We start from the raw sequence: 12,451 nt of genomic DNA, 5'->3' as shown, positions 1-12,451 counted from the left end.
ATAAACACAATAGGTAACATATTCGAGTTTCATACCACATTTTTAAATACTTAAAGGTTGAAGGTATTTGTAAGGTGATGGTATGGATTCTAAATATGTTCTTCTAATAATCGCAGTTATAATAATTATCAGTGCTTATCTTGTGTTTAATCCAGGAAATCAATACGAAAGACTACAAATTGCAGGATCGACATCCGTACAACCGGTTATAGAGAAACTTGCAGAAAAATATCAAGAAACACATCCCAATGTACGAATAAATGTACAAGGTGGAGGTTCAGGTCTTGGTATAAGGACAGTTGAACAAGGAATAGTTAATATGGGAATGAGTTCAAAGGCTCTCAGCCCCGATGAAAAAGATGGATTAAATGAATATGTTATTGGAAAGGATGGAATTATCATCGCAGTAAATAACGACAATCCAATTATCAACTTAACTTCCGAACAAATTCGCAATCTTTTCAGCGGTGAAGTAACCAATTGGAATCAAATTGGAGGTTCTGATGAAGAGGTTCATGTAGTGGTAAGGGAGTCTGGTTCAGGAACTCTTCAATCATTCCAGGATATAATTATGGGTAGTACTAAAATACGCAAAGATGCGATTGTTCAAAGTTCAACCGAAGCAGTGAAACAGGCAGTGAAACAGGATCCCGGTGCAATTGGATTTATATCCCTTGCAAACATGGATAATTCTGTCAAAGCAATTACAGTAAATGGAATTACACCATCAGAACAGAGTGTAGCCGATGGTTCATATCTACTACAAAGACCATTTGAATTATTAATAAATGGTGAACCCACTGGTATTTCCAAAGATTTTCTCGATTATGTAATGAGTCCTGAAGGACAGGCCATAATACAAAATCAGAAAGTAGTGCCTGCAAATCAACTAAAACAATAGATTGTGTTAATATCAGACATTATATGATTACATAACTTAAATAAAATGAGAATATTATCAACCAACATCGAAACATAAAAAATTGAAATTAAATTAAATGATTTTTGGAGTACTCAAATGAAGGATAATATCGAAGAATTTCTAATAGAGAAGGGTCTGTTAATTACCGCTCTTTCATCAATAATCATAATCCTACTCATCATAATCTTCATATTCTCTGAAGGTTTACCCTCCATGGAGAGCTATGGATTCTTAAAGTTTATATTTGGAAGTACTTGGGATCCTTCATCAGGTGATTATGGAGTTTTACCAATGATAGTGGGTTCTCTGGGAATAACAGGTCTGGCATTACTTTTTGCTGTTCCTTTATCATTGCTTTGTGCAATATTCATGGCAGAAATAGCACCCAAAACAATGAGGAAAATTTTAAAGCCAGTCATAGAAACCCTTGCAGGAATTCCATCAGTAGTATATGGATTTTTCGGATTGATAGTACTGGTTCCTATTATGAGGGTTCAATTTGGAGGTACTGGTTTCAGTATGCTTACAGCATCAATAATTCTCACTGTAATGATACTTCCAACTATAATCAGTGTATCCGAGGATGCATTACGTTCTATACCTCATGAATACAAGGAAGCATCACTTGCAGTAGGGGCAACACATTGGCAGACAATTAAAAATGTTATTTTTCCTGCAGCAATTCCGGGAATTATAACAGCCATAATATTAGGAATGGGTAGAGCAATAGGCGAAACACTAGCTGTAATAATGGTTGCAGGAAATGTTGCTCAATTCCCAAATTCAATTTTCGACCCGGTTAGGGCGTTAACATCGAACATTGCAATAGAAATGGGTTATGCAACAGGAATTCACTACAGTGCATTATTTGGAACTGCAATAGTCCTGTTCATCATAATCATGATACTTCTCGTGATTGCCAACTACTTCCATTATAAAAAGAAAATCACAATTGGAGGAGGATACCTGTGAAATTCAGGTACAATATCATAGTGATTCCGGAGGTAAAATATGAATAGAATCATATCTCCTAAAAATGCCCAGAAAATCATGAAAGGAGTATTTTGGGCTTCAGGAATAGTTACTATAATCATACTACTTATAATAATTGGTTACATACTTATTAAAGGACTTCCAGTCGTGAATCTGGAATTTTTATTGGCGAATCCCATAGATTCAGGTAAATCTGGAGGCATTGCTCCTATGATAGTTTCAACTGTTATTGTAACTGTTATTGCAGTACTAGTTGCAGCTCCACTAGGGGTAGGTGCAGCGGTGTTTATTGAGGAGTATACAGAAGAAAATATTTTTGTAAAGCTCATTAGATTTGGATCAGAAACACTTGCATCAATACCTTCAATAGTTTTCGGGCTATTTGGACTGGCATTTTTTGTTGTATTTCTTGGTATGGGATGGTCCCTGTTTTCAGGAGGACTTGTTCTTGCATTTATGGCTTTACCGACAATTCTCCAGGTTTCAGAAGTTTCAATAGCAGCTGTACCAAAATCTTATGCAGAGGGGAGCTTAGCACTGGGTGGATCTAAATGGCAAACTGTATATAGAGTTATACTTCCTGCTGCAATACCCGGTATTACCACAGGTGTAATACTAGGGATGGCAAGGGCAATGTCAGAAGCTGCAGCAATATTATTTGTTGTTGGATCGGCTCTGGCAATGCCACTTTCAATATTTGATCCTGGAAGGCCATTACCACTGCATTTGTATGTTCTAGCAACTGAAGGTGTTTCCCTTGATAATGCATATGGGACTGCTGCAGTTCTTGTTCTGCTGATTCTTGTTATAACAGTTGTAACCAACACAGTAGTTGAAAGATACTCCAAAAAGATGATGGGGCGATAAAATGGATTATAGAATTGAAGTGGAAGATTTGAACGTTTACTTTGACGAATCACATATCTTAAAAGATATAAACATTAATATAAAAAAGAATATGGTCACATCACTCATAGGACCTTCTGGATGTGGTAAATCTACTTTCATAAGGACTTTAAACAGAATGAATGATTTGATAGATAGCTTTAAAATGACAGGCACAGTTCTACTTGATGATGGGAATATTTATGATCCCAAAGTAGATGTAGTTGATCTTAGAAAAAAGGTTGGAATGGTTTTTCAGAAGCCAAACCCATTTCCTAAATCTATATTTGACAATGTGGCATATGGACTTAGAATTCATGGGATTTCAGACAAAGATTTCATAGAACAAAGGGTTGAGGAAAGTCTTAAAGAAGCTGCTCTCTGGGATGAGGTTAAAGAGAAATTAGATAAATCTGCAATGGGACTTTCAGGAGGACAACAACAACGGCTGTGTATTGCTCGGACCATTGCAGTCGAACCTGAAGTTATTCTAATGGACGAACCTTGTTCAGCACTCGATCCTATATCAACAACCAAAATAGAGGATTTAATACACAAGCTAAAAAAGGATTTCACTATTATTATTGTAACACATAACATGCAACAAGCAACAAGGGTTTCAAAGTACACTGCATTTTTCCTTCATGGAGAAATAGTTGAAAGTGGTCTTACAGACAAACTATTCATAGAACCAGAAGATAAACGTACTGAAGATTATATAACAGGAAGATTCGGATGAGTTGAATATAAGATAATATCATTTATTTTAAAATAGGTGGAGGATAGAATGGAAAGAAGATATCCAAGGATGAGGTTCCAAAGAAGATTGAATTATCTTAGAGAAGATGTTGAAGAAATGGGGCAGACAAGCCTCTCTGCATACAAGAATGCATTGGAAGCTTTTATTAGTTACGATGAGGAACTGGTTAAGAAAGTTAGCAAGTCAAATGATAAATTATATGAAATGAATTATAACCTAGAGCAGAAAGCAATGAGTGTAATAGCTTCAGAGCAACCAGTAGCAAGAGATTTAAGATTTATTGAAACATGTATAAAAGTAGCAAGCCATTTAAAAAGGATGGGAGGTTTAGCTTCAAATATTGCAGACGTTGCAAAACAGATAAAGGACGAAAAAATACCTGAAAAACCAATGAGTGACATCACTCATATGGCAGATATTGTTGATGGAATGATGAGTAAGAGTATATCTGCATTTCTAAATGAGGACATGAACCTGGTAAGAGAAATAAAAAGGGATGACGACAAGGTAGACGATCTATTTGATCAGGCCCTTCAAGATATATCTGCTAGTATGTTTCAGGAGAAAGATGCTATATCCTTCCTGATATATCTGTTGTTTGTCGCAAGGTTCCTTGAGAGGATTGCTGATAGGGCAGAAAATATTGGGGACAGAACCATCTACATGATCACATGTGAAAAGCCCGGTGTAGCAGGAAAATTAGATGGATTAGTTGAGGATAAAAAATAAAATAGTTTAATCCTCTTTTTTAATTTTTATATAAGTGAGTATAATGAATTATATAACTCATTTTATTGTGGTATAACAATAAATGGAATTTTGTATTCCAACTTGCTGTTATTCCAAGTAAAAATTTTTAGACCCGATATTAGATTTTCTTATTAAAGTGATCTAACTATTAATTCATTGTTTTTGTATAAACTTAGTAATTACTCTTTATCAGATTTTGAAATAAGTGTCTTTGCATCATCTAAATTAGATTTATTCATCTCTTATAATGGCGCTAGCATGTCTTGCAGCCCAGCATTGAATGCAAATACCAATGGGCAGACCTGCAGTATGGGTATCAACAAGTTCTACTTTAACATCTAAAGCTGTTGTATTACCTCCCAAACCCATTGGACCGATCCCCGTTGAATTCACAAGTTCAAGCAATTCTTGTTCAAGTTCAGCCAATCGATTATCGGGATTTTTAGAATTAATTTCCCTTAATAAGGCTTTTTTGGCTAGTTTTAAAGCATAATCGGATGATCCTCCTATTCCTACACCTATCCTGGTGGGAGGGCATGGTTTTCCGCCTGCAGCAAGAACTGTGTCAACAACAAAGTTTTTTATTCCTTCAATACCCTCACCCGGCAGCGCCATTTTCATTGCATTATTGTTCTCTGATCCAAATCCTTTTGGAAAAATGGTTAATTCAATATAATTTCCTTCAACTATTTCAATATCCACAAGAGGAACACCTTTACCTGTGTTGGTACCTGTGTTTTCGCGTGTTAAAGGATCAACAACGTTTGGACGTAATGGTACTTCAATTGTGGCCTTTTCCACTCCATTTTTTATCCCATGATATAAGTTTTCAACTTTTACGTTACCAAGCTTTACAAATACTATGGGTAGTCCAGTATCTTGACACATAGGGATCCCATTTGTATGTGCTGCATCAATATTATCAAGTACTGCCTTAAGATTAAACCTAGCTGTTTCATTTGTTTCATTAAGATAGGCCTTCTTCAAAGCATTCTTCACATCATTTGGTAGTTCAATAACAGAATTTTTATAGAGAAATGAAATAGTATCTTCAATTTGTTTCTGTGTTATCATCTGATCAGCTCTAAGATATATATTAGGGGTTATATTTGTTTATAAATATTAAATTAGTTATTAAGTAAATTTGGGAGAATATACCTTATTATCTAATGAAGCCCTTAAATAAATTAGGTTTTTGATATTTAAAGTAATAATACAGAAATTAAAAAAATTAGATTTAAAAATAAATTTTTGTATAAAAAATTTACAAAATAATAATTAAAGGGAATAAAAAAAAGATCCCTTAATATTTCATTATCATTTTAACTTTTCGGAGTTCCTCTGCAATTTTGTCACGTTTCTGTGTTAAAATATCTTCAGAATCCATTTTAAGCGCTTCTTTAGGGCATGTTGAAACACAAACTGGTACATCCTTATCTATACAAAGATTGCATTTTTTAGCAATTCCTAATTCATCCATATGTATAGCACCTATTGGACATGAATCTCTGCATAATCCACAACCAATGCATTCATCTTCCATAATTACAATGGCACCGTCAATTTCAACAATTGCATCTTCTGGACAGACTGTCATACAAGGTGCTCTGTCTTTAGCACAATGAAGGCAGTGTACTGGAACTCCACTTATGACTCTTATTGCATTTTGAGGACATTCACGCTCACATCGTGAACATTCATCACAGAGCTCTGGTTTTGAAATTAATTCTTTCATTTCAGACCTCCTTGTGAAGAACTTTTTTAGTTCTCGAATTTGCTGTTAAAATGCCAATCATATTGGTGCTTTTTCTTTTCTTTTTACCCAGACCACTGAGCTTATCAATATGCTCTTTCTGTTTGTCGAATTTCATCCTTTCTGTGTCTACCTTTGCAATAGCCCGTTTGGAGCATGCTTTAATGCAGGCAGGTGTGTCTTTATCAGGGCATTGGTGGCATTTATGTGCTTTTCTCTCATGAATGGTTATGGAACCAAATGGACAAACCATCATACAGAGGCCACAGCCAATACATTTTTCAGAGGTGATATCCATTTCAATGGCATCTGTGGGGCATATCCTCCTGCATGGTGCATCTTCACATTGCTGGCAGATTATTGGATAGAATGATCCTTCAATCTCCCTTACAGATATCCTTGATGTTCCATAGAGTTTGCTGCAAGCTTCTTCACAGTCTCCGCAGCCATCACAGAGGTCGGGTTGAATCAATATCTTATCCAAGTTCATATCCCCCTATATCTTAAGCTCAATGCAGATTGCATCTACATGGCTTTGAATCCTTTCTTTTTCGAGGTCTGTTAAATGTTTAAATCTCTTTTGTGCATCCAAGTACTCTTTAACCATTTTTCTTTGAAGTGGTCTGTAGGTGACTTTGAATTCACCTTCTTCTATCTCATAGAGTATCCATGATCCTGTTTCAACTGCTAGTCTTCCAAGTTCTATGGTTTTGGCAGGGTTGTAACCCCATCCAGTTGTACATGGTTGTTGCAGATGAATGTATGCAGGTCCTTCGATTTCTGCGGCTTTTTTAACCTTTTTCATGAAATCTTCAGGGTATGATATTGAAGCAGTAGCAACATATGGTACTCCATGGGCAGCCATTATCATAGGCATATTCTTTTTGGGCTTGTCTTCACCAAAACTTTCTTTACCATGGGGTGAAGTAGTTGTTGATGCTCCATATGGCGTTGCTCCACTTCTTTGGATACCTGTATTCATGTATGCTTCATTATCGTAACATATGTAAATTAGGTTATGTCCTCGTTCCATAGCTCCTGAGAGAGCTTGAAGCCCAATATCTGCTGTTCCTCCATCTCCACCAAATACAACTACCGTTGTATCGGTTTTTCCCTGTGATTTCAGTGCAGCTTCAACACCCGATGCAACTGCTGCAGCATTTTCGAATGCAACATGCATCCATGGTATTTCCCATGAAGTTTCAGGATAAGGAGTTGTAATAACTTCTAAACAACCAGTTGCAGATACTGCTACTGTGTTTTCGCCCAACACTTTGAGGGCGAGTCTGACACCTATTGTTGCGCCACATCCAGCGCAGGCTCTATGTCCAGGTGCAAGGAATTCTTTGTCAGATATTTCCATTTAAAGTTCCTCCTTGTTTAGTCCTATCCACTGTGTATGTTTAGTTGGATTTTTAGTTTTTTCAATTATTTCCATTATATCTGAAGGTTTAATATCCCTTCCTCCTAGACCCACTATGAATCCAGAGGCATCTAAACCTGTTTTTGATCTGATTTCGGTAGTTAGTACTCCACCTACGCTGAAGGAGATATTTTTATCGATTACACCGATTTTTGAAGCACCCTTAATTGCTTCATATATCTGGTTGGTTGGGAATGGTCTGAAAACCCTTACACGTACCAGTCCAATTTTTTCTCCAGCATCTCTAAGCTCATCCACAACATCCTTAATTGTACTGCATATGGATCCCATTGCAACAATTATTAGGTCGGCATCTTCGGATCTGTACTTTTCAACAAAGTCGTAATCCCTTCCGAAAATCTCTGAAAATTCTGTGTGAGCTTTGGCTATGATTTTTTGAGCGCTTTCCATTGCTAGTTCCATATCGTGGCGTGCGTCCATATAATAGCCAGGGTCTGTGAATGTACCAATTGACATTGGTCTTTTTGTATCAAGATAAGCATGATCTGGTTTATATGAGGGTAAAAACTTCTCTACCTTCTCTTTTTCAGGTACATCAACAGGATCAACTGTGTGTGTTAAAATAAAACCATCAATACATACCATACTTGGAAGAAGAACATTTTTATCTTCTGAAATCCGGTAGGCCATCAATATAGAATCAAGTGCTTCCTGACCGTTTTCTGCATATATTTGCATCCAGCCTGAATCCCTTTCTGATATTGAATCCTGCTGATCATTCCAAATACTTAATGGGGCAGATAATGCTCTGTTGGCATCAGCCATAACCACAGGTAATCTTAAACCTGCAGCAGCAAAGATTATTTCATGCATCAAAGCTAGTCCCTGTGATGATGTTGCTGTGAATACTCTTACACCAGTACCAGAAGCACCTAAACTAGCACTTATTGCACTGTGCTCTGATTCTACTCTGATATACTCTGCATCTATTTCTCCGTCAGCAACATATTTTGCAAGGTATTCGGATATGGTTGTCTGGGGTGTTATGGGATAAACTGGAATAACCTTTGGATTTGCAAGTTTGACTGCTTCTGCAATAGCTTGGTTTGCAGACATCACTTTAATAACCATTTTATTCTCTCTCCATTTTTATTGCTTTTACAGGACATTCTTCTGCGCATATGCCGCATCCTTTACAGAAATCGTAGTCAATGTCATAATCCTTGTTTACACATCCTTCAGGACAGAACATTATGCAGTTTACGCATTTTATGCACTTTTCCTTGTCAAGAATGGGTTTAAATGTTCTCCAGCTACCTGTTTTATTTTGACGGGTACTGCCCGGTTCTTTAACTGCTGCTCCTATTGATACCATGAAATCACCTTTATTATATTAATTTATTTAATGTCCTCTTTTGCAGCGTCGTAAGCTAGTTTTGCGGCTTTGGCGTTCTTTTCACCTATTTCTCCGCTGAAGGTTTCTTTTATAATTTTTATAATTGATTCGATTGAAACTGCACCAGTAACACCTGCAAATGCTCCTAATAATATGGTGTTAACGATTGGAACACCCAAAATGTCAAGTGCTATTCCTGTTGCATCAACTTTGTGGATCTCTGCACCGTTAATTGTTTCTACACCATTATTGGTGTTTATTATTATTTTTCCTCCATCTTTAAGCCCTGAAAATACATCCACGACTTCTAAAAGCCCATCATCCAGAACTACGACATAGTCCGGATTGTAAACTTGATACCTTCTTCTAATTGGCTGGTCATCTATTCTGGTAAATGCCATAACTGGGGCGCCTCTTCTTTCAACCCCGAAAAATGGGAACGCCTGACAGTATTTACCGTCTTCAAAAGCGGCCTTTGCAAGTATCTCCGCAGCTGTAACTGCACCCTGTCCTCCACGTCCGTGAAAGCGAACTTCAATCATCACTCATACCTCCATTCCTCATAGTTAATCATTATAAATTGTAATATATATACGTGTTGGTAACGATCTTATAGTAAATGATCTTAGTTAATTAAATAGATGAGGCGTTTATGAAAATACTTATAATCACAGGAAAACTAGCAAGTCAGTTGGTAAAACAAGAATCCTCCAAATCTAAACATGATGTGCATGTACACGTAGTTAACACACCCATAGCAGCATTTTTAACCCCCAAAAAGATAGTTGAAGAAATTGAAAGATATGGTTTAAATCATTCTGATAATTCTAATACAAACCAGCTAATCTTTGACATTGAATCATTTGATATTATATTAACTCCAGGTTTAATACGGAAAGATGTTAATTATGTTAAAGATAAAATGGGTATTAATACGTATAAAGGGCCTAAAGATGCAGCAGACATTGCCATAGTCATTGAGATGATCGATAAACTCACTCTATCCTCCAGTATTCCTGCTGATAAACTAATCGAAGATGAACTCCGGAAAAGGGCTTTCAAATTCATTGAAGAATTTGAGAATAATGATAAGAACATTCAAAAACTCCTTAAAAAACCAGAAAATATTCTTGTTGGTGCAATGCCGGTTGGACAAGATTTTCCTATGAGAGTACTTGCTGAAATAGCAAATGCTCCTATATTAAGCGATTATGAACTGTTAAGAAGGGCAAAATATTTTGTTAAATCCGGAGCAGATATGGTTGATTTAGGTATGATAGCTGGTGAAACGAAAGTGGAACGTATACCTAAAATGATAACTCTACTGAAGGAACATTTGGATGTTGCTATAAGCATTGATACTTTAAATCCCGTAGAGATTAAATCTGCAGTTGAAGCTGGTGTTGATATGGTTTTAAGTCTGGATCATGGTAATTGTGAAGAAGTTCTCCCCTATATTGAAGATAAGAATATTCCTGCTGTTATCCTACCAACAGATTACAGTAAAAATTGGGTGCCAGAAACAGTTGATGAAAGGGTTAAATCCATTGAAGAAATGAGGATGAAATGCAGTAAAATTGAAGTTTTAGCAGATCTTATTCTTGATCCAATTAACAGCAGAAGTATGGTGGATTCTATAATAGCTTGTAGACAATTCAAAGAAAAAAATCGAGAGCCTGTATTTTTTGGAGTTGGTAACGTAACTGAACTATTAGATGCAGATTCTGTTGGAGTAAATGCACTTCTTTCCGGTATTGCAATGGAACTCGGTGCAAGTGTACTTTTCACACCAGAAGAGAGTGGAAAAACTATGGGCAGTGTTAAAGAACTTGCAATTTCTTCAAAAATGATGTTTTTATCGAAAAACAGGAATTCTATTCCAAAAGACCTTGGAATAAATCTCGTGTTATTTAAAGACAAGCGTAGATCTGATATAATCTCAGAAGAATTAGATATTCCTGTTGTTCAAGCTGTAGAAGATTATAAATTTATGCATGATCCTTCAGGCAGTTTTAAGATCATGGTTGAGGATGAACAGATAAAAGTAATTCACTATCTAAAAATGGAACCTCAAATTGCAATAAAGGGAACTACAGCAAAGGCTGTATATGATGAAATATTAAAACGGAATTTAATTTCAAGAATGGAGCATGCAACCTACCTAGGTTCAGAGCTTGAAAAAGCAGAAATTGCATCTAAAATTGGTAAGAATTATATCCAAGACTTTCCACTTTTCAAGAGGATTTATAATTAGATTAATAAACAAATTATTTCATTACAAATAAGTGTAAATTTGATTTAACAGTGCCTCTAGGAGAACAAATATGAATTCATGTGATAAATGCGGTAATCCCCATATCATAATTAAAAAAAAACAATCGGGTCAGAAATTATGTAAAGACTGCTTTATTAAATCAACCCAAAATAAAGTTATTAAAGATATTCGCAAATATAAACTTATTGAAAAAGGTGACAAAGTATTATTAGGCCTTTCAGGCGGTAAGGATAGCGTAATGCTCCTTGATGTTCTTAACTCTCTTCGGAAAAGAAATATTATAGATATTATAGCAGTTACAATAGATGAAGGAATACATGGTTACAGAGAAGAAGGAGTTGAAATTGCTGCTAGAAATGCAAGAAAATTGGGTGTAGAACATAGAGTTGTGACGTTTAAGGAGTATTTTGGAAAGACTCTCGATGACATAATAGCACAAAATACTCTTAAAGAGGGTAGAAGGAACGCATGTACATATTGTGGGGTTTTCAGACGCTGGATATTTAATAGAGTTGCAAGAGAAGAAGGTGCTACCAAAATAGCTACAGGACACAATCTTGACGATGAAACCCAGTCAATTGTCATGAGTTACCTTGAAGGGAACATACATAATCTAACAAGAATTGGCCCCAAATCAGAAACAAAAAATGAGATGTTTACAATAAAAATTAAACCCCTTCGAGAAATACCCGAAAAAGAAATTGGATTATATGTTATTGCAAAAGAACTTGAAATACACTTTGCAGGCTGCCCATATGCCGGAGAATCATTCCGCGCAGAAGTTGGTAGTTTCTTAAAACAACTATCAAATGAACATCCAACCATAATGTACTCTACATTAAGAGGTTTTGATAAGATGAAACCTGTTTTGAAAAAGGAATTTTCAACAGAGTCCTTAGTGAGGGGATGTGAAAAATGTGGAGAACCAAGTGCAGCACGCCTTTGTAAAGTATGCAGCTTTTTAGAATCATGGGAAGAATCTGAAGTAGATTAATACAATCAAATTTTTCCAAAAATAAATTTATTATTAAATATAATTTATATTAAAAGATTATTCTTAAGATAAAAGATAGCTTCTAAAAAATATATTAGATATTTATGAATATTTTGTATAAAGGAGAAAATTCATGCAAATAAAGTTGGTTATTGGTGAAAAAGAAGAGTTAATTGAAATTAATAAGAATAATACTGTTAAAGATCTCCTCAATGATATTGATATTGCACCAGAAACAGTTGTTGTTAAAAAAAATAATTGTATAGTAATTGATGAAGAACTGGTTGAAGAAGGGGACTTAATAGAAGTTATACAAGTTATTTATGGTGGATAATTTAT

General features: G+C 35.6%; 15 protein-coding genes. 8 read left to right on the top strand and 7 right to left on the bottom strand.

What is annotated here, in order from left to right; all coding sequences use genetic code 11:
- The first annotated feature begins 82 nt into the window (after positions 1 to 82).
- From DL91_RS09935 to phoU, 5 genes are all read left to right on the top strand, one after another.
- Positions 83 to 901, top strand: coding sequence for a phosphate ABC transporter substrate-binding protein (locus DL91_RS09935; protein ID WP_048191415.1), 819 nt, complete (start codon positions 83 to 85; stop codon positions 899 to 901).
- A gap of 117 nt (positions 902 to 1,018) precedes the next feature.
- Complete coding sequence (gene pstC / locus DL91_RS09930) at positions 1,019 to 1,894, top strand: phosphate ABC transporter permease subunit PstC (RefSeq protein WP_048191413.1); 876 nt, start codon at positions 1,019 to 1,021, stop codon at positions 1,892 to 1,894.
- A gap of 39 nt (positions 1,895 to 1,933) precedes the next feature.
- Positions 1,934 to 2,782: a phosphate ABC transporter permease PstA gene (pstA, locus tag DL91_RS09925; protein WP_048191411.1), complete on the top strand. Its 849-nt coding sequence runs from the start codon at positions 1,934 to 1,936 to the stop codon at positions 2,780 to 2,782.
- Between the two features lies 1 nt (position 2,783).
- Positions 2,784 to 3,539 (top strand): phosphate ABC transporter ATP-binding protein PstB, encoded by a 756-nt coding sequence (pstB, locus tag DL91_RS09920; RefSeq protein ID WP_048191409.1) that lies wholly within the window; start codon positions 2,784 to 2,786, stop codon positions 3,537 to 3,539.
- Positions 3,540 to 3,587: 48 nt separating this feature from the next.
- On the top strand, positions 3,588 to 4,289 hold the full coding sequence (gene phoU, locus DL91_RS09915) for a phosphate signaling complex protein PhoU (RefSeq protein ID WP_048191408.1): 702 nt from the start codon (positions 3,588 to 3,590) through the stop codon (positions 4,287 to 4,289).
- Between the two features lie 252 nt (positions 4,290 to 4,541).
- On the opposite strand, the gene DL91_RS09910 is transcribed toward phoU, so the two are convergent.
- The 7 genes from DL91_RS09910 to porC all read right to left on the bottom strand — a co-directional run bounded on the left by DL91_RS09910 (position 4,542) and on the right by porC (position 9,385).
- Positions 4,542 to 5,384 carry a fumarate hydratase gene (locus DL91_RS09910; protein WP_048191406.1) on the bottom strand — a complete coding sequence of 281 codons (843 nt, stop codon included), beginning with the start codon at positions 5,382 to 5,384 and terminating at the stop codon, positions 4,542 to 4,544.
- A 229-nt stretch (positions 5,385 to 5,613) separates the two neighbouring features.
- The gene (locus DL91_RS09905) at positions 5,614 to 6,045 is read right to left on the bottom strand and encodes a 4Fe-4S dicluster domain-containing protein (protein WP_048191405.1); all 432 of its coding nucleotides are present in this window, start codon (positions 6,043 to 6,045) and stop codon (positions 5,614 to 5,616) included.
- A gap of 1 nt (position 6,046) precedes the next feature.
- On the bottom strand, positions 6,047 to 6,553 hold the full coding sequence (locus DL91_RS09900; RefSeq protein ID WP_369792055.1) for a 4Fe-4S dicluster domain-containing protein: 507 nt from the start codon (positions 6,551 to 6,553) through the stop codon (positions 6,047 to 6,049).
- Positions 6,554 to 6,559: 6 nt separating this feature from the next.
- A complete protein-coding gene (gene porB, locus DL91_RS09895; protein ID WP_048191402.1) occupies positions 6,560 to 7,426 on the bottom strand; it encodes a pyruvate synthase subunit PorB in 867 nt (288 codons plus the stop codon).
- The gene (gene porA, locus DL91_RS09890) at positions 7,427 to 8,578 is read right to left on the bottom strand and encodes a pyruvate synthase subunit PorA (RefSeq protein ID WP_048191400.1); all 1,152 of its coding nucleotides are present in this window, start codon (positions 8,576 to 8,578) and stop codon (positions 7,427 to 7,429) included. It lies immediately after the preceding gene.
- A 1-nt stretch (position 8,579) separates the two neighbouring features.
- A complete protein-coding gene (porD, locus tag DL91_RS09885; protein ID WP_048191399.1) occupies positions 8,580 to 8,822 on the bottom strand; it encodes a pyruvate synthase subunit PorD in 243 nt (80 codons plus the stop codon).
- A gap of 23 nt (positions 8,823 to 8,845) precedes the next feature.
- Positions 8,846 to 9,385, bottom strand: a complete 540-nt coding sequence (gene porC, locus DL91_RS09880; RefSeq protein ID WP_048191397.1) for a pyruvate synthase subunit PorC — start codon at positions 9,383 to 9,385, stop codon at positions 8,846 to 8,848.
- 110 nt (positions 9,386 to 9,495) lie between these two features.
- On the opposite strand from porC, the gene DL91_RS09875 reads away from it, so the two are divergent.
- The 3 genes from DL91_RS09875 (at position 9,496) to DL91_RS09865 (ending at position 12,446) form a co-directional block, all read left to right on the top strand.
- Entirely contained in the window at positions 9,496 to 11,097 is a 1,602-nt protein-coding gene (locus DL91_RS09875) for a dihydropteroate synthase-like protein (RefSeq protein ID WP_048191394.1), read from the top strand.
- A gap of 70 nt (positions 11,098 to 11,167) precedes the next feature.
- Positions 11,168 to 12,112 carry a TIGR00269 family protein gene (locus tag DL91_RS09870; protein WP_048191392.1) on the top strand — a complete coding sequence of 315 codons (945 nt, stop codon included), beginning with the start codon at positions 11,168 to 11,170 and terminating at the stop codon, positions 12,110 to 12,112.
- 133 nt (positions 12,113 to 12,245) lie between these two features.
- Positions 12,246 to 12,446 carry a MoaD/ThiS family protein gene (locus tag DL91_RS09865; RefSeq protein WP_048191389.1) on the top strand — a complete coding sequence of 67 codons (201 nt, stop codon included), beginning with the start codon at positions 12,246 to 12,248 and terminating at the stop codon, positions 12,444 to 12,446.
- Positions 12,447 to 12,451 lie beyond the last annotated feature (5 nt).

Source organism: Methanobacterium sp. SMA-27 (assembly GCF_000744455.1).
Lineage (GTDB): Archaea > Methanobacteriota > Methanobacteria > Methanobacteriales > Methanobacteriaceae > Methanobacterium_B.
This window is presented reverse-complemented; position numbering and strand designations above follow the sequence as displayed.

Coding starts and splice junctions, on each gene's coding strand:
- phoU (WP_048191408.1), top strand. CDS start 3,588: ATGGAAAGAAGATATCCAAGGATGAGGTTCCAAAGAAGATTGAATTAT.
- porD (WP_048191399.1), bottom strand. CDS start 8,822: ATGGTATCAATAGGAGCAGCAGTTAAAGAACCGGGCAGTACCCGTCAA.
- porA (WP_048191400.1), bottom strand. CDS start 8,578: ATGGTTATTAAAGTGATGTCTGCAAACCAAGCTATTGCAGAAGCAGTC.
- pstB (WP_048191409.1), top strand. CDS start 2,784: ATGGATTATAGAATTGAAGTGGAAGATTTGAACGTTTACTTTGACGAA.
- DL91_RS09900 (WP_369792055.1), bottom strand. CDS start 6,553: ATGAACTTGGATAAGATATTGATTCAACCCGACCTCTGTGATGGCTGC.
- pstA (WP_048191411.1), top strand. CDS start 1,934: ATGAATAGAATCATATCTCCTAAAAATGCCCAGAAAATCATGAAAGGA.
- DL91_RS09935 (WP_048191415.1), top strand. CDS start 83: ATGGATTCTAAATATGTTCTTCTAATAATCGCAGTTATAATAATTATC.
- porB (WP_048191402.1), bottom strand. CDS start 7,426: ATGGAAATATCTGACAAAGAATTCCTTGCACCTGGACATAGAGCCTGC.
- DL91_RS09875 (WP_048191394.1), top strand. CDS start 9,496: ATGAAAATACTTATAATCACAGGAAAACTAGCAAGTCAGTTGGTAAAA.
- DL91_RS09910 (WP_048191406.1), bottom strand. CDS start 5,384: ATGATAACACAGAAACAAATTGAAGATACTATTTCATTTCTCTATAAA.
- porC (WP_048191397.1), bottom strand. CDS start 9,385: ATGATTGAAGTTCGCTTTCACGGACGTGGAGGACAGGGTGCAGTTACA.
- DL91_RS09865 (WP_048191389.1), top strand. CDS start 12,246: ATGCAAATAAAGTTGGTTATTGGTGAAAAAGAAGAGTTAATTGAAATT.
- DL91_RS09870 (WP_048191392.1), top strand. CDS start 11,168: ATGAATTCATGTGATAAATGCGGTAATCCCCATATCATAATTAAAAAA.
- pstC (WP_048191413.1), top strand. CDS start 1,019: ATGAAGGATAATATCGAAGAATTTCTAATAGAGAAGGGTCTGTTAATT.
- DL91_RS09905 (WP_048191405.1), bottom strand. CDS start 6,045: ATGAAAGAATTAATTTCAAAACCAGAGCTCTGTGATGAATGTTCACGA.